Source organism: Microcoleus sp. F10-B2 (assembly GCF_036704965.1).
GTDB lineage: Bacteria > Cyanobacteriota > Cyanobacteriia > Cyanobacteriales > Microcoleaceae > Microcoleus.
On sequence record NZ_JAUBTB010000004.1, the window covers coordinates 127032 to 152017 of the forward strand.

Annotated in this window: 18 protein-coding genes and 1 tRNA gene; 11 read left to right on the plus strand and 8 right to left on the minus strand. The window is 44.4% G+C overall.

The features are described from left to right. Nucleotides 1–3 precede the first annotated feature (3 nt). The gene (locus QUA99_RS02895; protein ID WP_333236240.1) at nucleotides 4–765 is read left to right on the plus strand and encodes a glycosyltransferase family 2 protein; all 762 of its coding nucleotides are present in this window, start codon (nucleotides 4–6) and stop codon (nucleotides 763–765) included. Beyond that, nucleotides 758–1822 carry an NAD-dependent epimerase/dehydratase family protein gene (locus tag QUA99_RS02900; protein ID WP_333236238.1) on the plus strand — a complete coding sequence of 355 codons (1065 nt, stop codon included), beginning with the start codon at nucleotides 758–760 and terminating at the stop codon, nucleotides 1820–1822. The genes QUA99_RS02895 and QUA99_RS02900 overlap by 8 nt, the downstream gene beginning before the upstream one ends. Before the next feature lie 241 nt (nucleotides 1823–2063). On the opposite strand, the gene QUA99_RS02905 is transcribed toward QUA99_RS02900, so the two are convergent. Both QUA99_RS02905 and QUA99_RS02910 read right to left on the minus strand, forming a co-directional pair. After that, the gene (locus QUA99_RS02905) at nucleotides 2064–2663 is read right to left on the minus strand and encodes a Uma2 family endonuclease (RefSeq protein ID WP_333236236.1); all 600 of its coding nucleotides are present in this window, start codon (nucleotides 2661–2663) and stop codon (nucleotides 2064–2066) included. A gap of 130 nt (nucleotides 2664–2793) precedes the next feature. Next, nucleotides 2794–3468, minus strand: a complete 675-nt coding sequence (locus QUA99_RS02910) for a methyltransferase domain-containing protein (RefSeq protein WP_333236234.1) — start codon at nucleotides 3466–3468, stop codon at nucleotides 2794–2796. 49 nt (nucleotides 3469–3517) lie between these two features. On the opposite strand from QUA99_RS02910, the gene rfbC reads away from it, so the two are divergent. The 4 genes from rfbC (at nucleotide 3518) to QUA99_RS02930 (ending at nucleotide 8042) form a co-directional block, all read left to right on the plus strand. After that, on the plus strand, nucleotides 3518–4063 hold the full coding sequence (gene rfbC, locus QUA99_RS02915; RefSeq protein WP_333236331.1) for a dTDP-4-dehydrorhamnose 3,5-epimerase: 546 nt from the start codon (nucleotides 3518–3520) through the stop codon (nucleotides 4061–4063). Nucleotides 4064–4065: 2 nt separating this feature from the next. Then, a complete protein-coding gene (gene rfbD / locus QUA99_RS02920) occupies nucleotides 4066–4944 on the plus strand; it encodes a dTDP-4-dehydrorhamnose reductase (RefSeq protein WP_333236232.1) in 879 nt (292 codons plus the stop codon). A 220-nt stretch (nucleotides 4945–5164) separates the two neighbouring features. Further along, nucleotides 5165–6973 carry a hypothetical protein gene (locus QUA99_RS02925; RefSeq protein WP_333236230.1) on the plus strand — a complete coding sequence of 603 codons (1809 nt, stop codon included), beginning with the start codon at nucleotides 5165–5167 and terminating at the stop codon, nucleotides 6971–6973. Between the two features lie 94 nt (nucleotides 6974–7067). Then, a complete protein-coding gene (locus QUA99_RS02930; RefSeq protein WP_333236227.1) occupies nucleotides 7068–8042 on the plus strand; it encodes a glycosyltransferase family 2 protein in 975 nt (324 codons plus the stop codon). Between the two features lie 129 nt (nucleotides 8043–8171). On the opposite strand, the gene QUA99_RS02935 is transcribed toward QUA99_RS02930, so the two are convergent. The 5 genes from QUA99_RS02935 to smc all read right to left on the minus strand — a co-directional run bounded on the left by QUA99_RS02935 (nucleotide 8172) and on the right by smc (nucleotide 18800). Beyond that, nucleotides 8172–10004 carry a DUF6798 domain-containing protein gene (locus tag QUA99_RS02935; protein ID WP_333236225.1) on the minus strand — a complete coding sequence of 611 codons (1833 nt, stop codon included), beginning with the start codon at nucleotides 10002–10004 and terminating at the stop codon, nucleotides 8172–8174. A 129-nt stretch (nucleotides 10005–10133) separates the two neighbouring features. After that, nucleotides 10134–12428, minus strand: a complete 2295-nt coding sequence (locus QUA99_RS02940; RefSeq protein ID WP_333236223.1) for a hypothetical protein — start codon at nucleotides 12426–12428, stop codon at nucleotides 10134–10136. 81 nt (nucleotides 12429–12509) lie between these two features. After that, the gene (locus QUA99_RS02945; RefSeq protein WP_333236221.1) at nucleotides 12510–13532 is read right to left on the minus strand and encodes an SGNH/GDSL hydrolase family protein; all 1023 of its coding nucleotides are present in this window, start codon (nucleotides 13530–13532) and stop codon (nucleotides 12510–12512) included. Between the two features lie 289 nt (nucleotides 13533–13821). Beyond that, nucleotides 13822–14844 (minus strand): PRC-barrel domain-containing protein, encoded by a 1023-nt coding sequence (locus QUA99_RS02950; protein WP_333236219.1) that lies wholly within the window; start codon nucleotides 14842–14844, stop codon nucleotides 13822–13824. Nucleotides 14845–14912: 68 nt separating this feature from the next. Then, nucleotides 14913–18800, minus strand: a complete 3888-nt coding sequence (gene smc, locus QUA99_RS02955) for a chromosome segregation protein SMC (protein WP_333236217.1) — start codon at nucleotides 18798–18800, stop codon at nucleotides 14913–14915. A gap of 365 nt (nucleotides 18801–19165) precedes the next feature. Here smc and murA point away from each other — a divergent pair, with 365 nt between their 5' ends. From murA to QUA99_RS02980, 5 genes are all read left to right on the plus strand, one after another. Then, entirely contained in the window at nucleotides 19166–20584 is a 1419-nt protein-coding gene (gene murA / locus QUA99_RS02960; RefSeq protein WP_333236215.1) for a UDP-N-acetylglucosamine 1-carboxyvinyltransferase, read from the plus strand. A gap of 172 nt (nucleotides 20585–20756) precedes the next feature. Then, nucleotides 20757–21626, plus strand: coding sequence for a M48 family metallopeptidase (locus QUA99_RS02965; protein WP_333236213.1), 870 nt, complete (start codon nucleotides 20757–20759; stop codon nucleotides 21624–21626). After that, a tRNA-Leu gene (locus tag QUA99_RS02970) sits at nucleotides 21605–21686 on the plus strand. Before QUA99_RS02965 ends, QUA99_RS02970 begins: the two co-directional genes overlap by 22 nt. A 143-nt stretch (nucleotides 21687–21829) precedes the next feature. Further along, a complete protein-coding gene (locus QUA99_RS02975; RefSeq protein ID WP_333236211.1) occupies nucleotides 21830–22765 on the plus strand; it encodes a DMT family transporter in 936 nt (311 codons plus the stop codon). A gap of 139 nt (nucleotides 22766–22904) precedes the next feature. After that, a complete protein-coding gene (locus QUA99_RS02980) occupies nucleotides 22905–23828 on the plus strand; it encodes a fused MFS/spermidine synthase (protein WP_333236209.1) in 924 nt (307 codons plus the stop codon). Here QUA99_RS02980 and QUA99_RS02985 read toward each other — a convergent pair. Continuing rightward, the coding region (locus tag QUA99_RS02985; protein ID WP_333343269.1) for an ISAzo13 family transposase at nucleotides 23816–24986 on the minus strand (1171 nt) is incomplete at its 5' end. The two genes, QUA99_RS02980 and QUA99_RS02985, sit on opposite strands and share 13 nt — an antisense overlap.

Below are 24986 nucleotides of genomic sequence, written 5' to 3' on the forward strand. Positions count from 1 at the left end.
GGAGTGAAAATTTCTGTGATTATACCAGCTCACAATGAGGAGGGCTGTTTGTACGGTACTGTGCGGGCGATCGCCCAGACGCTCGATTTAGAAGGCATTCCGCACGAAATTTTGATTGTGAATGACAATAGTGTCGATCGAACTATTGATATTTGCCAGGAGTTGTCAGAGACTTTTCCCACAGTTAGATACATCAACAATCAACCTCCGAACGGTTTCGGATTTGCGGTGCGACGGGGATTGGCCGAATTTGAGGGAGATGCTGTGGCAATTGTGATGGCGGATGCTTCCGACGATCCGATAGATTTGGTAGCAGGATACCGCAAGTTGCAAGAAGGATATGATTGCGTTTTCGGTTCCCGCTTTATCAAAGGCGGCTTTGTGGTTGATTATCCAATTCACAAGTTAGCAATTAACCGCTTGGCAAATTGGTTTGTCAAAACTATTTTTGGCTTGCGCTACAGCGATGTCACCAATGCTTTTAAAATTTACCGCAGAGAAGTGATTGAAGGCGTGCAACCGATTTTGAGCCATCATTTTAATTTGACAGTAGAACTGCCTTTAAAAGCAATTGTCCGGGGTTTTTCCTATACGGTGATTCCTTTGAGGTGGTACAATCGGACTGCTGGGATTTCTAAGCTGAAAATCAAAGAGATGGGCAGCCGGTATTTGTTTATTGTCTTGTATGTCTGGCTCGAAAAACATCTCTCTCGCGGCGACTACCACCGGACTAGAAAGATAGCAAAATTAAAAGTGAATGCCTGATAGAATTTTAATTGTGGGCGGGGCGGGTTTCATCGGCAGTTGTTTGGCAATTGGCCTGAAGAAACTGCACCCGGAATGGCAAATAATTTGTTTAGATAACCTGCGTCGCCGGGGTTCGGAATTGAATCTGCCTCGGCTTAAAAGTTGCGGGATTCAGTTTGTTTACGGGGATATTCGCACAGCGGCAGATTTAGATCCAGTTGCACTGAATGCTGACTGCATTATAGATTGTGCTGCGGAGCCTTCTGTGCTGGCTGGTTTTAGTTCGCCACAGTACGTTTTGCAGACGAATTTACTGGGCACTGTAAATGTTTTGGAGTTGGCGAGACAAACGGGTGCTAGTTTGCTGTTTTTGTCTACGAGTCGGGTTTATCCGATCGCCAGTGTGAAATCGGTTAAGCTGTTAGAGTTGCCGAATAGATTTGCGATCGCCCCCGAGCAAACTTTACCCGGTATATCCGAGTTGGGCATATCAGAAGACTTCCCATTAAAAGGACACCGTTCGCTTTACGGAGCAACTAAATTAGCTTCGGAATTGCTGATTGAGGAATATAGGGAAGCATACAATGTGCCGGCTATTATTAACCGCTGCGGGTTAATTACGGGTGCTTGGCAAATGGGTAAAGTAGATCAGGGAGTTTGCGGTTTGTGGGTGGCCGCTCACTATTTTCAAAAGTCGCTGAATTATATCGGTTTTGGCGGCAGCGGGAAGCAGGTTAGGGATTTGCTGCACGTTGAAGATTTGTTGAGGTTAGTTAATTATCAATTAGAACATTTTGCTGAATTTGACGGTGAAGTTTTTAATGTTGGCGGCGGTTTGAGCAACAGTCTTTCTTTGCTTGAGACAACTGATTTGTGCCAAAAAATTACCGGGAAATCGATTTCAATTAATCCTGTTCTGGAGGAACGCGCGGGGGATATTCCGATTTTTATTACTGATTCTTCTAGGGTGATGGAGCGCACAGGATGGCGGCCTGTTATTGGGCCGGAAGCGGCTTTGCAGGATATTTATGATTGGATTGCTGCTAATGAGGTGGTTTTAAGTTCGATTTTGTAGGGATTTTTTAACCGCAGATGCAGGCGGATGTGTTGTGCAATTTGGTAATCAAACCATTTCTTCTGCGGTAGAGAAACGGCTTTTGGAGTGTCCGGTATTAGGACACGGCAATGCCTTTTCCCTACATAAATTTATACATAACCCTATTTTTTAAATCGGACGAGAGCGAATTATATCTCAATTGTTGCCCGATTAAAACATGAGGAATGACCGCTCGCAGATATTAAACGCGATTCAGCATTCATCCCCAAACTTCTGTCAAATCTAAGACAAACCCAGGCAAAACATCTTCACCGGACAAACTAATAGGATTTTCCAAGACTTCTACATCTTGACTTTGCCTGTAAATCTCCACCTTTTTGTTTTTCCGATCTATCAACCAACCCAAACGAGCGCCATTGTTCATATACTCTTTCATCTTGGCTCGCAGCGGTTCCATGTTGTCAGTTTTAGAACGGAGTTCTACCACAAAATCAGGACACAAGGGAATAAAACTTTCTTTTTGTTTTGGGGTGAGCTCATCCCACCTTTCTAGACGCACCCAAGCAGCATCGGGAGAGCGATCGGCTCCATTGGGTAAGTGAAAACCAGTAGAAGAGTTAAACGCTTTACCTAGTTTAGTTTGACGGTTCCACAACCAAAGTTGTCCTTCTATATCGAGATTTCTGTATCCTGTTTCGCCTCCGGTTGGTGGATTCACGATTAACTCTCCTTGTGCTGTTCTTTCTAATTGTAATTCTCGGTTGGCGATCGCCAATTCAACGAATTGCTCGCGGGTCACGGTGAGTGTTAGTGTCGGCGGAATATTCACAGCAATGGCGCGGGATGTTTGTGTCATCATTTTTTTCCTAAAATTGATGCTTTTTTAGCAAATTTATCCTGATTTTGCCCAGCCCAAACTACAGGAATACTTGCAATTTTTATTATAACAATTGAAATGCTCTAGGGGCGGCGATCGCTTTCCCCGATCGTTAATTGTTTGGTTTCGATGCTTTGACAAACATTTGCCCTCCCAAAAACCGCCACAACAAAGGCAATTTTAAGTAAACTTTTAACAGCAAAGGCGAGGCAGGTCTGCCTTTAGTCGAAAACGGTAAAAATCTCGGTATAATTAAGTCGATTTCAAACCCGACTGTTTGTAAAAGCTCTTGCAGGGATAAGTGGGTAATCGGTAATTGATGGTCAATAAAATCGTAATATTCTTTGAATGAGTATTTGAAATTCGGCTGGATGAGCAAGAGAGAACCCCCGGGATTGAGAGCATCAAAACAAAAGGAAATAATTTGGATTAGTTCTTCTTTGCTGCTGAGATGTTCAAAAAAGTTAGAGATAAAAATGCGATCAAAATGTTCTGTAAAAGCTAGGTTATCACCCAAACTTAAAACATCAAAATTCAGCACTTTGACATCAGGATTGGCAAATAACTTGGAATCGGGATTGAGGTCGATTAAATATTTTTTTGCAGCCACAACTTGATTTATAAATTCGCAGTAACCGCCGCCAATATCTAAAACCGCTGATTCTGGAGGAACATAAATTTGTAAAAATTCGTCAATTAAAACTTTCCAGAGTGCCACCTTGGCTTGCAGTTGTCGGGAATCAAATCGATTGGCGTACAATTTTTTGAGATATGCGTCGGCTTTCATAGTAAAATAGCAGAGACTGAGTATGAGTTTATCACTTTCACAGCTAACTATGAATGTTATATCTACCGAAATACCGGACGTTCTGATAATTGAGCCGAAAATTTTCGGAGACGATCGCGGTTTCTTTTTTGAGAGTTTCAATCACAAAGCTTTTGTCGAAAAAACAGGCGTGACGGCAGAATTTGTTCAAGACAATCATTCCAAATCTTCTAAAAATGTGCTGCGCGGTTTGCACTACCAAATGCAGCAGCCTCAAGGGAAATTGCTGCGGGTAGTTGCTGGCGAAATCTTTGATGTAGCGGTGGATATTAGAAAAAATTCGCCGACTTTTGGGCAGTGGGTGGGCTGTTTGCTGAGTTCAGAAAATAAGCAGCAACTTTGGGTTCCGGCGGGATTTGCACACGGTTTTTTAGTAGTATCAGAAATTGCTGAAGTTTTGTACAAAACAACAGACTACTATGCACCGGGACACGAGCGGTGTATCCTGTGGAATGACCCCGATTTGGCGATCGACTGGCCGCTAGATGGTGCCCAACCAATCTTATCAGCTAAAGACAAAGCTGGACAAACGTTGAAAAGAGCTCAAGTGTTTTGATCATGAAAATTTTACTCGCAGGCGGCAGCGGACAGCTAGCTCAAGAATTGCAGCCGATTTTATTATCTTCGGGAGAGGTTATTGCGCTCGATCGCACTGGCCTCGATTTATCACAACCCGAAACCATCCGTCAGGCAATGGCTGAAATTCAACCTGATTTAGTCGTCAATTCGGGTGCTTACACTGGGGTAGACAAAGCGGAAAGCGAACCAGAATTAGCACACGCAGTCAACGGTATTGCCCCGGGAATTTTTGCAGAAGAATGCGAAAAACAGGGAGCAAGTTTGATTCACTTTTCTACTGATTATGTATTTGACGGCAGCCACGGTTCTGCTTATCTGGAAACAGATTCTACGAATCCACTGGGAACTTACGGCAAGTCTAAATTAGCAGGCGAGGAAGCAATTCGGAAAACGGGAAACCGACATATTATTATTAGAACCTCGTGGGTTTACGGCAACGGTGGCAAAGGCAACTTTGTCAAAACCATGTTGAGGTTGGGAAAGGAAAGGGAAGAAATTCGAGTAGTAGCCGATCAGATCGGAAGTCCTACTTGGACTGGGGATTTAGCGGAGGCAATTTCGCAAATTATTCCTCTCCTTGGGTCAGAAACTTTTGGTACTTACCAATACACTAATAGCGGTGTTTGTAGTTGGTACGATTTTGCGATCGCCATTTTTGAGGAAGCAGCACAACTCGGCTTACCTCTAAAAGTTCAGCGCGTAATTCCCATCACCACCGCCGAATATCCAACACCCGCAAAACGTCCCGCTTTTTCTGTCCTCTCTACAGTCAAAATATCAGCACTTCTGGGTACGCATCCTCCCCACTGGCGGCAAGGACTCAGAAAAATGCTGGCAAGAGAAGTCAGTCGATTTTAGATTTTAGATTTTAGATTTTAGATTTACTTGCAGCATTGAATCTGGGAGTTTGAACTTTAGTCTAAAATTTAGGGATTCAGGACAATAGGACTTACCCACAGGTGGCCAGAAACCGGGTTTTTTACGAAAATCCTTCGCTGTAGCCTAGAGATTAAATAAAAAACCCGGTTTCTTTGTCGGGAGTGCGTTGCTAAACCTGCCCCATTAATTAAAAATACCCATGTCTGAACCCATGAAAGTCAAGCAACAATATGTTTTAATTGCCGCATCAGTTCTCGGCATTCTAATACCAGCGTCATATATTTTGTACTTGATATCGCAAGCGGGAGACTTGTCTAATTTTGATTATTGGTGGATGACGTGGAATTTTTATTCAGTAGAAGGTTTCGCTACAAATCCTTTTAATTGGATATTTCGGGCGAACGAGCATTTTGTCTTGATTCCCGCAATTATTTATGGATTGAATATAGCTGTTACCCAAGGTTCAAATATTGGTTTATGTTTAGTGGCCTGGTTCTTGGCTTGGATTCAGTGCCACGTATTAATTGCTCTGCTGCCGTTAAATTTGAGGCGTTTTCCCCTGCAATTTATCTCCCTACTCCTTTGCATTTCAATTTTTAATTTTACTCCGGCGGCTGCTCACAATTGGATGCGGGGATTCAGCGGTGTTCACTGGATAATTGCTAATTTATTTGTGATTTGTTCGATATTTTGTTTGCAATCCTATGTGACAGTTTTGTTAAATAAAAGGGAGGCAGAGCCTCCTGATCTTCATTCCCAGGCAGAGCCTGGTAACGAGTTTGTAGGGGCTGCGCCCCCCCATTTACAAAATAAGTGGGTAATTGGCAGCATTGTTTTTGGCGTTTTAGGCTGTATTAGTTACAGCACTCCTTTAGCTTTGTGGCCGATATTGTGTGCGGTGGCTGTTGTGCTGCGGTTTCCTCGGCGAATAACTTATTTGTATTTCATTGCTTCGATTGCAGTGATTGGGATTTATTTTTTAACTTATAAAACTCCCTCTCATCACCCTTCTTTAACTAAAATTAACCCGATCAAAACTCTCGAATATATTCCCACTTATCTCGGCGGAATTTTTAGCGAAAATATTATTGTTGCTTCAATTATTGGTATAATTGGTTTGATGGCAGCGACTGGTTTTGTGGGTTATTGGCTATTTGTAAAAAAGGTTGATCGCCCGGATTGGCTGCCTTGGCTATCAATCCAACTTTACACGCTGCAAACGGCGTTAATGGCCGCGGTTAGTCGATCGGGATTTGGCGTCGAACAGGCCACCGCTTCCCGCTACGCCACACTCCCAGCCTTGTTTTGGATGAGCACAATTGTCCTTACAGTATTGTGGGTGCGCGAGTGGCAGCCAACACCGAGAATTCAAGGGCGTTGGCTGACACCCCTGTTTGCAGTCGCCACAGTTGCGATTATTTTAATGTACGGGGTGGGAGGCGAAACTGCAATGGCGATCGCCCACAGAGCAACCTATCAACCGTTAGTAGCATTATCACTGCAATTAGGCATCACCGACGTAACCCTAATTAAAGACCGCGTAGGCAACAAACCCGCCGCTTTTGTCGGATTAATTGACGCCTTAAAAACTAACAACTTAGTGCCATTTAACAAAGATATCAAACAGCACAATTTCTGTGCAGCATTAGACACAAAAATCGACCCAAATTTACTGTCAGCACCCAAAGACGGAGTACCCGGATATTTTGATACAGTAACTAAACTCGCACCCGCCGCCTCCAGAGTAATTGGCTGGGTAGGAAACCCCGAAAACAATGTAAAATGTATTACCATTCTCAACCAAGAAAATGTCGTTCGAGGTTTTGCCATGTCAGGATTTCCCCGCCCAGATTTAGTTGAATTATTTGGCCCTTCCTACGAATTCGCAGCTTGGAGAGGATACATTCAAACATCACCAACAGATAAATTATTGACAGCCTATGCCTCCTTTAAAAACCGCGAAGGTTGGGTAGCCTTGCGAAACTCCCAAGTTATCGATAAAAACTAAAAAACCTCTCTTTCTCCTCCTCTGCGCCCTCTGCGCCCTCTGCGGTTAATAAAAAAAAATCTCATTGACAACACAAATGAAATAGAATATCCCTATGCCAAAACAACTCAGCTTCGTAATCCCAGTTCACAACGAAGAAGCTACCCTAAAATTGCTGTTTGACAAAATCCAACTTGTCATGTTTCAAACAGAAATTGACAGTTACGAAGTCATTTTCATAGATGACGGTAGCCGCGATTATTCGTGGCAAGAAATCACAGATTTAGCTAGCCAACATCCCAAACTAATTAAAGCGATTAAACTGCGCCGGAACTTTGGCAAATCCGCCGCACTTTCAGCAGGATTTCGCAATGCAGCAGGGACAATTATCTTTACTCTCGATGCCGATTTGCAGGACGACCCCGCTGAGATTCCCAAATTTTTACATCATTTAGAATCGGGATTTGATTTAGTTTCCGGTTGGCGAAAACAGCGGAACGACCCGCTTTCTAAAACTTTACCTTCCCGACTGTTTAATGCCGTTGCGTGTTTGCTGACAGGGGTGCAAATGCACGATATGAATTGCGGTTTTAAAGCTTATCGCAGGGAAGTTTTGCAGTCGATTAAATTGTACGGGGAATTGCACCGCTATATTCCGGCTTTAGCAAACAATTTAGGGTTTAAAATTGGCGAAGTAGTTGTCGAACATCATCCGCGCAAGCACGGAAAATCGAATTATGGCTGGGAACGTTATGCGCGGGGATTTATTGATTTGTTGACGGTGTTAGCCACGACGCAGTATTTGCACAAACCGGGTCATTTGTTTGGCGGTTTGGGATTGTGTTTTGGCTTGGTGGGAACTGTTTCGCTGAGTTATTTGATAGTTATTTGGTTTCTGAATTTGGCGGGGATGAATTTTGGGCCGATCGGGAATCGACCTTTGTTATTTTTTGGGATTTTGTGTACAATTCTGTCGGTGCAGTTGATTTCTTTGGGGATTTTGGCTGAGTTGATGGCGCGGAATGTGGATGCTGATTATGTGGACAAGCAAATTAGCGAAATTATTGATGATTCGGGTTTTGATATTTAACCGCAGATTGAGGCAGATTAACGCAGATTAACGCTGATAAATCGGCGATTGAAATCGTTTGTAGACAAGCAAAGTCTACCTCTGTAGACTAAGATAAAAGTCTGATTTGGATTTAACAATTTTTACATATTACCTAATTTTATACAGTATCCATTTGCCTTGTTTGTCGGCGATTTCCCCTTGAATATTTGGATGCCAATCAGTACGAGTCAGGATATAATCGGCATGATATTTTTTGGCTACTTTGACTAAATCCGCACTGCTGCGGCGGATGAAAAATTCATTTCCTCCCCAAATCATTTGCGGGTTTAAGGGAACTCCTAAAACAGTTTCCATGCGATTTTGCCACTCTTTGATGCCTTTTTCGGTAAAGGGGAAGTTTTTGAAGTTGACGACAATCGCTCTTTCGGAGAAAAACTGGAAGCTGGTAACTGAGGGTGGAATTAATACGAGTGAATCGCGGCTGCTAATTTGGGAAAATCTCACCGCTAATCTGCTTAAGTCGTCCCTGGGAACGGCATTGATATTAATTCTTGTTTGAAATACATTTAATATAGGTTTGGGCAGAATTCCTGCTACTCCAAAAACTAAGGTGGCGGTAGTTATTAAGGCTAATGTGTGAGTTACAGTCTGTTTGATAGATGTAGCTAAGGATGTTTTTTCTAAAATGAATGGGAAGGCGAGGATTGAGAAAAAAACTGGGATGCTAATTATTCGATCGCCCATTATTTCCCATGAATCAGTCACCGGATATATCAAGCTGAAAATTACCGTTCCTATTGCTAAAATCCACAACAATATATTATATCGTTTGGGAAATGTGTATTTTTTTGTCTGCCAAACTGATAGTCCTAGGAAAATAATACCCCTAAAAGGTAAAGTTAGTACAACTAACAGCAACAAGCTAATAGCTATTCTTTTTTCTCGGTAAAGTATATCAATTGTCAAACAAACAGCAATAAATATGATTAATTGAGCAAAAGGTACGGTTCTAGCTAACTGTAGTTTGGCGATAAAAGCCAAAGGGTAAATTTCGACAAATATGTAATTTAGAAACAGGGCAAAAATTGAGGTGCCAACAATCACATAAAAATTAACCTTGTCTTCTTTTCGCAATAATTCGGCATTTTTAATGCACAGCAAGCCACCGATTATGAAACATATAAAGTTGAACCAATTCCCGAAATCCCAATTTGACGGGAGGATGTGGTGGGGGTTTCGTACTTTGGCGTGAATGTAGACAAACTCGGCGTTGTCGATAGTATGAGTGCTGGTAGTACCTGTTAATAACATCGGTACGTAAACGATACTTGCCATTGCGGCTAAAAGTGCGATCGCCAAAATCAATGTTTTGAACTTCCGCTGTCTTACAGATTCAATAAATAAAACGGGAACCATCATCAATCCCGGCAACAAACCAACTAAAAATTGCAGCAGACAAGCCAGTCCAAAAAAGAAATATCCCGTCAGCCATTTCTGGCGCAAACTAAAGTAAATTCCCCAGATTGCGAAGGCCATAGCGAAGGTACTGGGTACTGATTTGGTGGAAAATATCAGCGTGTTGCCAACATCTGTAAATGAAGCGGCTATACATAAAAATGTCATCGCTGCTGCGGGCAGTTTTGAATTAGTATAAATATTGATAATTGCGTAGCAAGCTAGGATAAATGAAGCGAAGGCTAAGAATTGATATATAAAATGCGCTAGAGGAATGCTTGTTCCTAAGTTTGCGAGCAAATAGATAATATAATAATAGTAATATCTCGGATTAAACTTAACCATTTCCTGAACGTAATAATCATTTTTGTAGAGTTCAGGATTTAACATAAATTGAATGGGTGGCACTTCGGGAAAATTGCCTCCAATGGGGAAAATATAGCCAGCGGCCATCAGGGAGCCGATGATGACAAAAGTATATAGAGATAGATTAAAATAGTTGTGGGATTTTTGATATTTCTGCATTATACCTCTTGCAATCATTCCCAAATCATCTTCAAATACATCTGCGTCTATCTGTGTTTATCTGCTTTACATCTGCGGTTTCTGTATCAATTAATGATTTAGGCAATCTTGTCTTATTTACGGTTCAATTTACCTACTGACAGCTAAATTGTTAATCTCCAGTTGGCATTGGTTTGTTAAATCCTGTTTGCTGTTACTCAATACCTCAAGCAGCAGATAAATCGGATTTTTGCCCTCAACTAATAGATTTAAGCCGATCGCACTTTTTTGACTGTAAGCCATCTCTGCTGAGTCTACTAATTTACCTTGCTTGTCCCACAAAGTCAAGCGCAGGACAACTCCCGGACATTGTTGGTTCGGTAAATTGAGTTTGCCGGTAACTTTTACTTTGTCTGAAATGGAACCTAAATACAGAAAAGATGTATCGAGTTTCTGGCTGTTTTTAATTGGATGAGTTACAATATTATATAGGTTATCCGATTGTTGACTGACTGAATAATTGGCACTTGTGTAGATTGATTGATGCAAACTAATCCAATCTAACTGCGTGCCCGGTCGATCGACTATTTGGCGCTGCATCGCCTCCAGAGTCCTAACTGCCGTTGCTGTATCAGTCGGCCGCACCCTCCGGTAAATGCTGACAGTCACGCCGTTTTCTAGCTTAAACTGTTCCGGTAGCAATTGGAAATCGCGGGCAATTTCCCAGTTTTGAGTAAAGGCATCGTACACAACTTTAACAACATCTTGTTCGTGCGATCGCAAAACTTGTTCGTCAGTCGGTAACACCTGCTGAAAAGGTACAGCAACCACCGCATATTGTGACTGCAACAACTCCGGTAGCGGGTAAGTATCGCGCGAGTCAATTTGCGGCCTCCCGATTGTATTTAATTTCCACCAACCCTCCGGCGGGTTTAATTTTCGGTTGGCTTGTCGCAGGATATTAGCATTAAAACTGTTAGAAGCACCGGCAATATAAATCGGTTCTTCGTTGGGTGCTAATTTTCGCAGAAACTCTACTAATTTTACAACTTCGTCGTAGTCCGATCGCACTAACGGCGGAAAATTACCCACAAACAGTCTTGACAAATCAATTTTGAGAGGAATTAACCCGACTGCGGCATTCAAAACCAGGTACAAACCCGCCGCGCCCAGCATGAAATACCGGACTTTTCCCTTGAGTGTCAGCCAAGTTGTCCAGAAAAATGTGGATAATCCTAAAAGTGCGATCGGTGTAAGATGAATTGTATAGTGCAAGTAGCCGTAACGCAAGACTAACAGCCATTCAATCAGCGACAAAACCCCAAACAACGAAACAAAAATAGCCGCCGCCGGAACCAGCTTTCGAGTGAGAATTCCCGCCGAAAAACCAATCACTACCAGCAGCCAAGTTCCCAAACCGTAAAAATCCGCATAACGAGTTAAAATATCATTTACAGGCAAACTCCAAGCGACATACAAATTGCGGTAGTCAACCGTCAGAGCACTGCGAGTAAAATCTCCCGCTACCAACATTAAAATAGTCAAGCTAGTGACAGCTATCAAAGCCAATTTGATGCCGGATTCAAACAAGAATCGGTAGGGAGACGGCACTGCCGTGTCCTTATTTTTTGGGGAATCGACGTAGGGAAACGGCACTGCCGTATCCTTATCTTTTCGGGAATCGACGTAGGGATAAGGCACTGCCGTGTCCTGGTCTTTTGGACAGGGCAATGCCGTTTCCCTACGGTATTTTAGAGCCGTGTCTCTACGGTATATTAGTACAATAAACTCGATGAAAACCTGTAAAGTCGCTGCACCAAAAAATGCGATCGCACTATAAGCAAAATGGCGCCGCAACAGAATCGCCGCCGCCAGCAAAAACCCAATTAACGGGATTTTCCACCAAGATTTCAGCTTGATATCCTGCAAATAAACCAAAATTGCCAAGGCTACAAACACACAGCCGCCAGTATCCAGATATCCCCGCAGAGTCGGTATCCAACTCATAGGAATTAATAAACTCAGCAGCACAGTAGACCAAAACACCCGGCGGGGATAAACTGGAATTAGCTTTGCAGAAATTGCCCCCAGCAACAGGCGCAAGGGCAGCACATAAATCAGGGATACGCTGAGAATGTAACTCAGCCGAGACTCGCCAAATAACAGAATAAACGGCACTAACGGCAAAGAAATTAACAGGTTTTTTTCTTTAGATAGCGATTCTATAACTCCGCGCCATGCTTTATAGGGCGAGTCTCGAAATAAATTTGCCGTGTTGACTGTAGCGGTGTTGTAGCCCGCGTAATCCCACCAATAAAAAGTATGTTCGCTAGATACATAGATTGATGTTACTGCCACTGTGACGAGAACAACTAAAAACAAGAAAAACCCATCAATCAGAAACTTGCGAGGCAATTTAAAAGAAACAACATCAAATAATCCCATCAGTCTAGCAACCCTAAATAACTCCTAAACTTCCTCTTTATCTCTTGCTTCGCGCCCTTTGCGCCTTCGCGGTTCGTTAACTTACTTTAAAACAGTACGTTGCAAAAAACCTTCCAACTTTTCTGCATATTGCCGATTGGCGATCGCACTTGGATGAAGGTCATGAGGTAAATTATTATTGGCAGGTATTTTCAAATCAACAGAAATATCCGCCGTAGCAATTCCCTCCTGACTTAACTCCTCCAACATCTTAGCAGAACCGGCATTAATTCCCGCAACAACTAACTTAACACCATTAGCCTCAGACACACGGTTAAACTCTTCAATAATTGCCTTAGAAACCTCGTGACTTTTGTACAATCCCTCTTCTAATTGATTGTAATTAACCTCCAAAAAATGGCTTAATGCAGAAACCCGCATCAGCGGGAACTCGTGATATTCAAGTTTTGCCATTTTGTAGGTAAAATTATTTTCTCCATTCAGCCTAGCATCGGGCTGGAATAAAATACCCAGTTTATTCCAAGCAGCCATTTGCTTTCTTCTCGCCCTTAACAAAGTATTGCGGCGGTCGTGAAATCCCGCATAAGCAATCACCGCAATTTTTGGTTTATTTCCTTGTTTGAGTGCTTCTTTGAATTGAATCAACGAGTGCAGGGTGCCGTAGCCGTTAACTCCGAAATTCACTATTTCATATTTTGGTAATTTCTCTTGCAGCAACCAAGCATAAGTCTCGCTGTCATTCAACGACCAACCGTAGGTAAAAGAACAGCCAAATATCCAAATTTCAGGTTTTTTTGAGGAGTTATCGTAAGTAGTGAGGGGATGGGTTATTCTTAAACTATTATTGAGATGACTTGCATTAAATGAGTAATTACCGTTAAGTATCACCTTGAATTTACCCGGCAAATGCTTGTAGCCGAGTTCCGAGTCTTTAGTAAAAAAGTTACCTTTTGGTTCGACTACAACATCAACATTTTCTATTTGCCAGGGTTTGTATCCCGCAACTCGCAAGACAATTTCAGCGGTGGTGGTGGATAAAAAAATTGGAAAAATTAGATATGTTATTAATCTGAAAATAGAGGTTTTAATAAAGTTTTTTTTCATAATTTATCGTAGGGGCGGGTTTTACAAACAATATTTGAGGTTCACTAACAATTTAGATAAACCCGCCCCCACACAGCCGATAATCTAGATTAACCTGATGTTCGAGATACTCCAAAAAAATGTAGATTCCGATTATTCGTTGGGCGGGGGCGGGTTTATTATATAGTTGGTTTTACGCCGATATGGTTGGTGAAACCCGCCCCTACAGGCCATTGTAGGGGCGGATTTCACAACTATCTATGTCTAAAACAAACAATCTCGTAAACCCGTCCAACCGAGGGATTAATTTCTAATAACCAGGCTCCTCCTCATACTCAGGAGTCTTAGTTTTCTCAGGGATATTCACCCGAGGAGCCTGGTAAGGCTTCGGCGCCTCATCGTCAGCCCAAGCATCAGCCTCCACATCATCCTCGTACTCGTACTGCACGATCGGCTGCTTGGGGCGAGAACTCTCAGAGCGAGTGTACTGCGGCTTCTCCTCGTACTCCTCCTCATAATCGTCCTCCTCGCCGCCCCAATTATCCTCTTCGTAATCCTCGTAATCGTCGATCGGCTCAGGCTGCACCGCGCGCATCTGCTGCTGCTGCTGTCGCACCGGCGGTCGGTTCCACTGCGAATCTTCGTCCCAAGGAACTTCCTCAACCGCAGGCGCCGCTACCTTGCTGCGCATTTCCGGTGCAGGTATCCGCACGCCCGGGCCCAATTGATTTCCCGTAGCCACGGGTTTCGGATAATAACCTGCCTCGTCCTCTTCTCGTTCCCAAGGTGCTTGGCCCAAACCGACGCGCTCGAGCAAACCCACACTAAGCTGCCTGAGCCTTTCCTCGGAACCTTCAAACACAATCAAGCGATTCGGGCCGCTGCTGACAATTTCTTCAATCCCCAACTCGTAAGTGCTGAGAACTTGGTCGGGGATTTGGGGGATTCCCAGGGAAGCGATAATTATAGAAACTAACTTACCGTCTTCGGGGTCGAACCTAAACCCCCGCACCCTACCCAAAAGTTCGCCGGTTTCGGTAATAACTTCGCTGTTAATCAAAATGCTGTAGACTTCAACATCAACATCATCTTCGATCGCGCTCTCATCTTCCACCAAAAGCACGTCGCCGATTTCGCTGACATTGCTGAGGAACATAAACCTCGGCATTCCAGCGACCGCGAATATATTATCACGCAGACCGATCGCCACAACTTCCCGCCGGTCAATGTCCACCCACAATTGACTAACCACACCCAGGCGTTTACCTCTGTCGCGGGTGATGACTTGAGTGCCTAGAATATCGGAGCGTTGGCAGATTTGTTCGGATGTCATTCTAACTTTAATCCTGATTTATTAAGTACATATATCACTCAACACGATCGTTAACATAAACTCCGGGACTACAACTTCAGTCCTATGACTTGAGTATAAGCTCCCCGTGCTTGAGTAACGCCAATTGTACGCTCAGCCGATTGAATCATAGGTCGCCGCAAACTCACAACAATAAACTGGGCTTGTTCCGACTGTCGTTTTATCATTCTAGCCAATCGCTCCACATTTGCCCCATCCAGAAACATATCCACTTCATCAAAAGCGTAAAACGTAGACGGGCGGTAGCGTTGCAGCGCAAAAATAAAACTCAGCGCCGTCAGCGACTTTTCGCCTCCAGACATGGAAGCCAGCCGCTGTACGGGTTTGCCCTTCGGGTGAGCCACCAAATTCAAGCCGCTGCTGAAGGGGTCTTCCTGGTCATCTAGCTGGAGATAGCCATCGCCTTCGGAAAGTTCCGCAAAGATAGTCTGAAAGTTCTCGTTAACCGCGTCGAAAGCTTCTTTAAAAGCGCGCCGCCTGAGTGTGGTAAAGTTTTCGATTCTCAACAGCAGTTCAGTGCGTTCTCCTTCCAATGTCGTCAATTTTTGACTTAATTCTTGAAGGCGTTCTTGAGTGCGGTTGTACTCTTCCAAGGCTAGCATATTGACTGGTTCTAAAGCTTGAATGCGTTTGGCGATCGCCTTTACTTCCTGCTGCAATTCCGTCAAATTGGCTTTCTCGACATTTTCAGGAATCGACGGCACGGGGTCGGGCATTTCCGCCCGCTGCGTTTCCAATAGAGTGCGGATTGCGGCTAATTGTTCCCGGCGTTCTTGCTGGGTTTCGTGGAGTTTTTGCAACTGCCACTGTAACTGTTGTTTGGCTAAATGCTGTTCTCGCAGTTGAGATTCCGCCCGATCGCGCTCTCCCTTCTGCACGCCCAATTTTTCCTCAATTTCCCCCAAAGCCGCCTTAGCTTCGGCAATTTGCCGGTCGAGTTCTAACTGCTGCGAAACAATGCGATCGAGTGCATCCGCCCCCGCGTTTTGCTGCACTTGCCATTCCTGCAATTTCTCGCTGCCTTCCTTAATTTTGTCTTCCAAACGCCCGAATTGATTTTCCAAGTCTACAAGGCGCTGCTGGACATTTCTCAGAGCCAATTCTCGCTCTTGCAGTTGCGCTTCTAGAGCGCGCAAACTCGATTGCATTTGCTGCCATTCGCTGTGACTGTTCGACTCTTCCAACTGCGCCAAAGTTTGGCGGTACTGCTGCAATTGAGTTTCCTGTGCGGGCAATTCTCTCTCCAACAACTGCAATCTCGATCGCGAATTAGTTAATTCCTGTGTATTTTTCGCAATTTGCGATCGCACTTGTTCCTGTTGCGCTTGCAAATTCTTAATTTCTGAATCCAACTGTTCCAAGCGCAACTGATGTTCGCGCAAATTTTGTTTCGCTTCCATCAATTCTTGGCTGCGAGTTTTGACTGCAACAGAAGCGCGATCGATCGCAATTTTGCACCGTTCCAAAATCCGCTCAATTTCCTCCAACCTTTCTTGCAAAGAGGCGATCGTCCGCGCTTCATTAGCAGCCTCACTAGCCTCAACCGTGCCAAAATGCAAGGTTGATCTATTAGTAGAACTTCCCCCAGTCATCGCCCCGCTAGTTTCCAAAATTTCCCCGTCCAAAGTGACAATCCGGTACTGTCCCAAATAGCGGCGGGCGTCGCTGAGGTTGCTAAACACAACCGTACTGCCAAAAACGTAAGCAAAAATTTCCTGATACCGGGAATCGCAATCAATCAAATTAACAGCAGCATCCACAAATCCAGCCGCGCGCCGCAAATTTTCATTCACCGAATACCTGCCGCCTCTAATCTTATTCAAAGGCAAAAACGTCATCCTTCCCGCCCGTTTTTGTTTCAGCAATTCGATCGCAGCAGCAGCCACGCTGTCATCTTCCACCACCATATTTCCCATGCGCGCGCCTGCGGCAATTTCCAGCGCCAACTGATAGCGCGGTTCTACCCTGCCCAGTTGAGCCACCAAGCCGCAAACTCCGCCAATTCCGCTTTGCGCGACAATTTTTGCCGTAAACGTTCCCGTCGCTTCTTGCAGTGCTTGAAACTGCACTTCTAGTTTGTCTAATTTGCGCTGTCTTTCGCGCTGTTCTTCCAACAAACGAGTTTGAGTTTCCTGTTGCAGTTGCAATTCTTGTTCGGCTTCGACTAAAATCTGAGTCAACGATTCTACTTGCAAAGATGCAACTCCTTTGGTTTCCACAAGGCGAGATTGCTGCTCTTTTTTCGCTGCAATTTCCTGTTCCAATACTTGCAGGGATTGGTTTTGTTCTTGAATTTGACTTTGCAGGCGATCGGCTCTTTCGCCAATGGTAGCTTGTTCTGTACGCTGCGGTTCCAAAGTTTGTTGAATTGTTTCGATTTGGCGGTGCAGTTCCGTTTGCTGCTGTACCCAAGCTTCGGCCGTCGAGGCGATCGCATTTGCAACTTCCCGACTTTCATCTAAACTTTGCTGGGCTGCATCCCGCTGTTCCTGCAAACTTCCTGTTTGAGACTTAACATAAGATATTTCAATCTCAATTTGCTCCAAACTTTGCCGGAATTGGCGAACTTCTTCCTCGGTTTGTGCTATATTAGCAGCCATTTGGCCAGCAGTTTTTTCCAAATCCTGTTTGCGGTTTTGCAGTTGCCGCCGTTCCGCTTCCTGAGTCGCAATCGTCGCTTGCAAAGCCAACAGTTCCGACTCTCCCAAAGCTTTAACGCGGGCATTCAGCGCGTCAAGTTCGGCGGTTGCTGCTTGAATTTGGGTACTAATTGCTTGCAGTTGTTCCGTGAGAGATGCCGAAGTGCGATCGCCCGTTTCGATTTGTTCTCGCAGTTTCCATTCTTGCTTTTGCAACTGGCGGAATTTCAGCACAATTTCCCACTGCGACTTTTCTTGAAATTCCGCCCGCAATTTTTGATATTTTTCCGCTTTTGTGCGATCGGAAGCAAGTCTATCGCGCTGAGAAATCAGCTCTTTTTCCACAATTCGGCTGCGTTCTTCCACCTCCTTAACTTCATCCAACTTTTGCCTAGCTAAAGAGATTTTGCGATCGAACTGAGCCACCCCAGCCAATTCGTCAATGATTTCTCTGCGTTCCTTAGAATTCATCGAAATAATGCTGGTAACGTCTCCTTGCAGCACGACGTTATAGCCTTCGGGATAAATTCGCAAGCGGTTGAGTTGTTCGTGAAGTTGAGTCAGGGTGCAAGGTTGGCCGTTAATGTAATAAGTTGAAGTGTAAGTACCTTGGCGAGTTACCCGAAGTTTCCGCGTCACACTCCACTCATCCGATTTTGGATTTTGGATTTTGGATTTTTTATTAGTAGCGAGTAGTTGCCCGTTGTTGTCTTGAGTTGCTGCGATTTCAATCTCTTCTACGTCTTCAACAGATAACTCATCCGATTTTAGATTTTGGATTTTGGATTTTTGATTGACAGATGATTTGCCGTTGTTGTCTAGAGTTTCGGCAGTTTCTATCCCTTCGGCTTCTTCAACAGATAGAGGCGATTTTTGATTGACCGGAGATGATTTGCCGTTGTTGTCTAGAGTTTCGGCAGTTTCTATCCCTTCGACTTCCTCTGCTTCAACAGATAACTCATCTGCTGGATTTTCATCCTCATCTTCATCCCGGGCGAACCATTCCTCCCCCACATCTTCCAGCGCAAAAGTCGCAGTCACGCTAGCTTCGATCGTACCGCGTTTGTTTTGGGCGCTGTTCACCAAATCCGGCAAACGTTCAGCCCGCATTCCCTTAGAACTCGAAAGCCCGAGACAAAACAGCAAAGCGTCGAGGATGTTGGACTTTCCAGAACCGTTGGGCCCGGAAACCACAGTAAAACCGGGCAGCACGGGAATGGCCGTCGTGCCGCCAAAAGATTTAAAGTTAGTCAGTTCGATCCGTTTAATGTGAACCATATGCTAGGAGTAGCTTTGGCTCTAGGTTGTTGTCACAGGGTAGCACAGGCAATAGGGCGATCGACAATGTATGAACTTTCCGGCATTGTCGATCGAACCGATATCTTACACCTTTGTCAACAACCCAGCCGGCTTTTACTTAAAAAGTTAGTTGACAAAGGTACAATACCTGCAATCCGAGCGACCGCTACAAATTAACGTAAATTTTGATACAGATAACTTGATGAGACTCGATCGGCACTATTTGTGCGATTAAACATGAAAGCCTTGTCCCTATTGAATTTCAGCAAATATCAGGCCAAAAATTCTTCATGTTACCCCTAGACATATAAAAACTTTCCGGTAAAATCGAACCAAAATTAATAATGTATAAAGTAACGAAGCAAATTATGGAGGGCAAACCCATTACACCAGCTCAGAACACGTCTAACCTGCCAGCTTCACCTGAAAGCGACCAACAAGTATTGCAAATTTGGGGTCGCCAGCCCCTTAAAGGACACGTCAAAATCAGCGGCGCCAAAAACTCGGCCTTAGTCGTCATGGCAGGAGCCCTGCTATGCCCAGAGGATTGCCGTCTCCGCAACGTTCCCGGTCTAGTAGATGTCGCCCGCATGGGACAAATTCTCTCGGCTGTAGGAGTCAAATTACAGCAGAACGGCGACGTTTTAGACATCAACGCTAGCAACCTCATAGACGCTCAAGCCCCCTACGAATTAGTCAGCCAACTGCGGGCGAGCTTCTTCATCATCGGCCCGCTGCTAGCGCGTTTGGGATTTGCCAAAGTGCCCTTGCCCGGTGGGTGCGCCATCGGCGCCCGACCCGTGGAACTCCACGTTCGCGGTCTGCAAGCCCTCGGTGCCGAAGTCCACATCGACCACGGCACGGTTCACGCTTACGTCAAAGGGCCGAACCGCCGCCTGAAAGGAGCCAAAATTTATTTGGACTACCCCAGCGTCGGCGCCACTGAAACTTTGATGATGGCGGCGACTCTGGCTGAAGGAGAAACCGTGATTGAAAATGCGGCTCAAGAACCGGAAGTCGCAGATTTGGCGAATTTCTGCCGCGCTATGGGAGCAAAAATTCAAGGCGCTGGCACGAATACGATCGTCATTTCGGGAGTTCCCAAGCTGCACGCGGTAGACTATTCAATTATTCCCGATCGCATTGAAGCCGGAACATTTTTAGTAGCAGGAGCCATCACTCACTCCGAAATCAGTTTGTCGCCGGTAATTCCCGACCACCTGACCGCAGTCATTGCCAAATTGAAGACAATTGGGGCGAAAATTATTGCAGAATCCCCCGACATTTTGCGGATAGTTCCCGGTCAAACTCACTCGGCCACCGACATCGAAACTCTGCCTTATCCCGGTTTCCCCACAGATATGCAAGCTCAGTTTATGGCTTTGCTGACGCTGAGCGAAGGCGACAGCTTGATCAAAGAAACCGTGTTTGAGAATCGCTTGCGCCACGTAGCAGAGCTCAACCGCATGGGCGCCGACATTCGCCTCAAAGGCAATGTAGCGATTGTGCGCGGAGTGTCGCGGCTGTCGGGTGCGCCAGTAGTAGCAACAGATTTGCGGGCTTCGGCGGCGTTAGTGCTGGCGGGACTGGCAGCCGATGGTGTCACCACCATCAGCAGCTTGCAGCACTTAGACCGCGGCTACGAGCAGTTAGAGATGAAACTGCAAAAATTGGGAGCTAAGTTGCGGCGCGTCAAAGAGGGTACAGACCCGGCGACTGCTGAGGCTCCTGTCAATCCCGTGCGATCGGGTTTAAACTGTTAATTAGTCATTAGTCAGCAGTCATTAGTCATTAGGAAGAAGGAAGAAGGAAGAAGGAAGAAGGAAGAAGAAAGAAAAATAATTCAACCTTTTTCAATTGCCAATTCATAATTCCCATTTCCCAATGACCAATGACCAATGACCAGTGACTCTTGACTAATGACTCAGGATTAAAATGTCGAACATACCGCTCATCGGTTTAAAAGCAGACCAGTTTCGCCACCCGCTAGACTTGGAAGCCACCAACACTCTCAAACAACTGCCCGGCCTGGATTTGATGGTGCGGCAGTTGCTGGGACAACTGGGCGAACAGTTTTTCATGCTGGAAAATCTGGCTTCCAGCGTCCAAGTCGGCGAAAATCAATTGCCCCACCTGCATCAATTGCTGTTGGATGCCTGCAAAACTCTTGATTTGGAACCGCCGCAGCTTTATGTCCGCCAGCATCCGATGCCAAATGCTTACACCTTTGCGATGCGGGGAAAACAGCCTTTTGTAGTGATGCACACTTCTCTGATTGATTTGCTCACAGAGCAGGAAGTTCAGGCAGTAATTGCTCACGAGTTGGGTCATTTGAAGTGCGAGCACGGAGTTTACCTGACTCTGGCTAATTTAATCGTGTTGGCGGCCGGTCAATTTTCGCCTGTAGGAACCGTGCTCGCCCAGGGTTTGCAGGCGCAAATGTTGGAATGGTTGCGGTGTGCGGAATTTACGTGCGATCGCGCCGCCTTGCTCGCCACTCAAGACCCAAAAGTGGTAGCATCGCTGTTGATGAAACTGGCCGGAGGTTCGCCGAATTTAGCTCCGAAACTGAATGTCGATGCGTTTTTGGCGCAGGCGCGCGCCTACGACGACCTCAGCAGCACTCAACTGGGAGAGATGCTCAAACAAGCTCAGACGGCGCAGTTGTCCCATCCTGTACCAGTATTGCGCGCCAGAGAGATCGATCGCTGGGCAAGTTCAAAAGATTATGAATCTCTTGTGCAAAATCGATCGGTGTGTTATGATGGTGAAACCAACAAAAAGGGCGGGTGGCGAAACTGGTAGACGCATCAGACTCAAAATCTGACACCGAAAGGTATGAGAGTTCGATTCTCTCCCCGCCCACTGCTAAAAAAGCTTAATAAATCTAGGGTTCCAGATGATAAGTCTGGAACCCTAATTTATATGGCATCGGGCATCCGGCATCGGAAATTGCCAATGGCGAATTGGGCATCGGGCATCGGGAATTACCAATTGCCAATTGCCAATTGGTAACTAATGACAACAGTCAACCATCAACAGTCAACCATCAACAGTCAACAGATTTTATGGGTGAAATCGCCGCTTTAGGCGCTGCATTTGTCTGGGCTCTATCTTCCACCATCTGGCAGCGAGTAGGACAGCAACTCCCCGCAGTAGTGCTAAACTTGCTCAAAGGCGCGATCGCCCTTTTCATGCTCCTTGCCACTGTACTAATTTTAGCTAAACCCTTACCCGCAATCAACCCTAATATTTTAGCAATGCTGCTCATCAGCGGCGGCCTAGGAATTGGCATCGGAGACACGGCTTTCTTTATCGTATTAAAATATTTAGGCGCGAGGCGAACGCTGCTTTTAGAAACCCTATCTCCCCCTTTAACAGCTTTATTGGGCTTAATATTTTTGCAAGAAAACTTATCGTCCGTTGCTTGTACTGGCATTCTTTTAACAATCTGCGGCGTAGCTTGGGTAATTGCAGAACGAACAGCCGAAACAAACTTACCATCAAAACATCTTTGGCAGGGATTAGGGATTAGTTTATTAGGACAAACAGCCCACGCCGCCGGAGCAGTTTTATCCCGCGCCGCCTTCACTCAAATAGATATCGATCCCCTGTGGACTGCGGCTTTGCGTTTGACCGGTGGCATGGCAGTCATGGTATGCTTTTTGAACCCAACAAACCTGGACAGTTTCAAACAATTAAAAGCGCCAAAACTATTAGGTGCAATAATTCTAGCAGCTTTTTTAGGAACCTATCTCGGGATTTTCCTGCAACAGACTTCGCTGAAATATGCACCCGCAGGAATAGCTCAAGCACTCATTTCTACCAGTCCCCTATTTATACTGCCTTTAGCGGTGCTGGCGGGCGAAAAAGTCAGCCTCCGCGCTGTTTTGGGGGTAGTTTGTGCGATCGGCGGAATCGCCTTATTATTGGGTTTGAAGTAATTAGATGTGAGACTTGAGATTTAAAATGTTAGATTTGATACCAGTTCCCAAAAAGAATGAAACTGTAGGTCAGATCCCAACCATGATAGTCATCAGTGATTCCCCAATCTAAAATCTAAAATCTAAAATCTAAAATGGCATGACTGATTATAAAGGCGATCGACAAACTAGCAATTTAGCAGCTATTAAAAAACAAATTAATTGGGTTCGCCAACAGCCAGACGGCATCATATTCCAACAAAATTCCGGCGACAACTGCATAGCAGTAAAAAAAATAAATTCAGTGCTATTACTGCTTTTAGCAGACCGAGAAACTTTCATCACAAATGTAGCTCAATCACTCCTCGATCTCAACAATCCACTAAATTTTCTTTTTCCCTATTGCCGAGCAATGATGCTAGCATTAGTATGGAAAAATCAGCCCAAAAGAATCTATATAATTGGATTTGGTGGTGGCAGCATCCCCAGATTTTTTCACCACTATTTTGCTGAGTCGATAATCGAATGTACAGATATTGACCCCACAGTAGTTGAAGTTGCTCGCAATTTTTTTGGCATTCAATTCGACGACAGACTAAAAGTAGCGATTCAAGACGGACGCGAATATCTTGCCCAACAAAATCCAACAGTAAAAAATGATATAATTATCGTGGATGCTGGCTTTGGCAGCGGCTATATGCCCTATAGATTGGTGACACAAGAATTTTACCAACTGTGCAAAACTCATTTGTCAAGGGCAGGTGCTTTAGTTGTCAACCTGTTCCACAAACAAGAGTTTAACGCAGCGGCGCTGAAAACCATTCAAACTGTGTTCGCACAAGTTTATATATGCAATTTAGAAACAGGTAACAGCATTGTGATTGCGACTAATGCTCCTGATTTATCTAAAAATGAAATATTTTTGAAAGCAGAACTTATTCAAGATTTCCACAATTTAGGATTTTCCTTAATAGAAATGTCGCTTCAGCTAAAAAAATTAGCCCAATTGCCGGAATGGGTGAAAAATTGGGAAACCCTGCCAATTTTTACCGATGCTGAAATACCCCCTGGTTATTTGGACTGAGAAACATAAGCTGTTCTACATTTAAATTGTCTGTTAAAAAACAATTCCCCGTCTTGTGAGGTGGGCTCTCGTAGCCCGCAGAGAATATACAATTTAAATGCGCGACAGCTTAGGAATGAAAATTTAATAACTTTAGCGTCTGCTAAATACTCGGAACTGCACCTCGGATTCCATTTGGGCAGATATTCATCAAAAATAATTTTCATTGTTTCTTTAAATCCATTAGCTACTTTTCGACCAGTTTCATAAATTTTATCAATCACATTTACTACCACAGAAAGCCCGGTTTTAGTATGAGTTTTTGCGATGAGTTTTTTAACTAACTCAAGAGAAGTAAAAATTACTCCTTGACAGGCTCTGGTTACGTGAGGAAACAAGCGATGTTCGATCGGATTATACTTCGATGTATAGGGAGGATAGTGTGCGATCCTAATTTCTATTCCTAGCTCGTCAACTAACTTTTGTAAATCTGATTTAAAGATGTGATGATTAGAATTGTTACTACCACCTCCATCGCATTTTATTAAAATTGAATCGGCTTGAGGATAGATAAGTTTTCCGTAATTAACCCACCATAATTTAATCGATTCACAAGCAAATTCACTCGTGTCTTTACTGATTCCCAGGTTGAAATATCCTCGGTTATGTTGCAGATCATAAATTCCATGAGGCACTACTTTTCCGTCAGCTAGACTCCAAAAATCATGGTCAAATGTCGTAACAACTTCGGTAGTATATAGACTGCCTGCTCGATATAAATTTCCAATAAATTCCTTCTTCTTGGTGTCCATACTAACAATTGGATTTCCCTGGAACTCATACTCGGCGGTAATTCTGGCAAGATTCTCAAATTGTTCATTACGATTTTTTGTGATTCCGGTTGTTTGTTGTTTTTGAGCTTTGCGTTTCACATATCCATGTTTTTTTAACAGTTTTTTAACGACTGTTGTACTGACTATTGTTTCCTGATCCTTCAGACCTTCAACGATTTGTTGATGGGTAAGATTTGTCCATTTAATTTGATCGGACATTGGATCTCCGGCTGTGTGATTTTTTAAGACTTCTAAAAAACGCTCATAAAGTATCCGCTCAATAAATCGGGGTAACAGCAAAAAAGAAGGTTCACAATCATAGGCACAGCATGGTAGAATATAAAGC

Excerpts from the sequence above, each read along its gene's own strand:
- QUA99_RS02900 (WP_333236238.1), top strand. The coding sequence starts at position 758 with ATGCCTGATAGAATTTTAATTGTGGGCGGGGCGGGTTTCATCGGCAGT.
- QUA99_RS02905 (WP_333236236.1), bottom strand. The coding sequence starts at position 2,663 with ATGATGACACAAACATCCCGCGCCATTGCTGTGAATATTCCGCCGACA.
- QUA99_RS02910 (WP_333236234.1), bottom strand. The coding sequence starts at position 3,468 with ATGAAAGCCGACGCATATCTCAAAAAATTGTACGCCAATCGATTTGAT.
- rfbC (WP_333236331.1), top strand. The coding sequence starts at position 3,518 with ATGAATGTTATATCTACCGAAATACCGGACGTTCTGATAATTGAGCCG.
- rfbD (WP_333236232.1), top strand. The coding sequence starts at position 4,066 with ATGAAAATTTTACTCGCAGGCGGCAGCGGACAGCTAGCTCAAGAATTG.
- QUA99_RS02925 (WP_333236230.1), top strand. The coding sequence starts at position 5,165 with ATGTCTGAACCCATGAAAGTCAAGCAACAATATGTTTTAATTGCCGCA.
- QUA99_RS02930 (WP_333236227.1), top strand. The coding sequence starts at position 7,068 with ATGCCAAAACAACTCAGCTTCGTAATCCCAGTTCACAACGAAGAAGCT.
- QUA99_RS02935 (WP_333236225.1), bottom strand. The coding sequence starts at position 10,004 with ATGCAGAAATATCAAAAATCCCACAACTATTTTAATCTATCTCTATAT.
- QUA99_RS02940 (WP_333236223.1), bottom strand. The coding sequence starts at position 12,428 with ATGGGATTATTTGATGTTGTTTCTTTTAAATTGCCTCGCAAGTTTCTG.
- QUA99_RS02945 (WP_333236221.1), bottom strand. The coding sequence starts at position 13,532 with ATGAAAAAAAACTTTATTAAAACCTCTATTTTCAGATTAATAACATAT.
- QUA99_RS02950 (WP_333236219.1), bottom strand. The coding sequence starts at position 14,844 with ATGACATCCGAACAAATCTGCCAACGCTCCGATATTCTAGGCACTCAA.
- smc (WP_333236217.1), bottom strand. The coding sequence starts at position 18,800 with ATGGTTCACATTAAACGGATCGAACTGACTAACTTTAAATCTTTTGGC.
- murA (WP_333236215.1), top strand. The coding sequence starts at position 19,166 with ATGTATAAAGTAACGAAGCAAATTATGGAGGGCAAACCCATTACACCA.
- QUA99_RS02965 (WP_333236213.1), top strand. The coding sequence starts at position 20,757 with ATGTCGAACATACCGCTCATCGGTTTAAAAGCAGACCAGTTTCGCCAC.
- QUA99_RS02980 (WP_333236209.1), top strand. The coding sequence starts at position 22,905 with ATGACTGATTATAAAGGCGATCGACAAACTAGCAATTTAGCAGCTATT.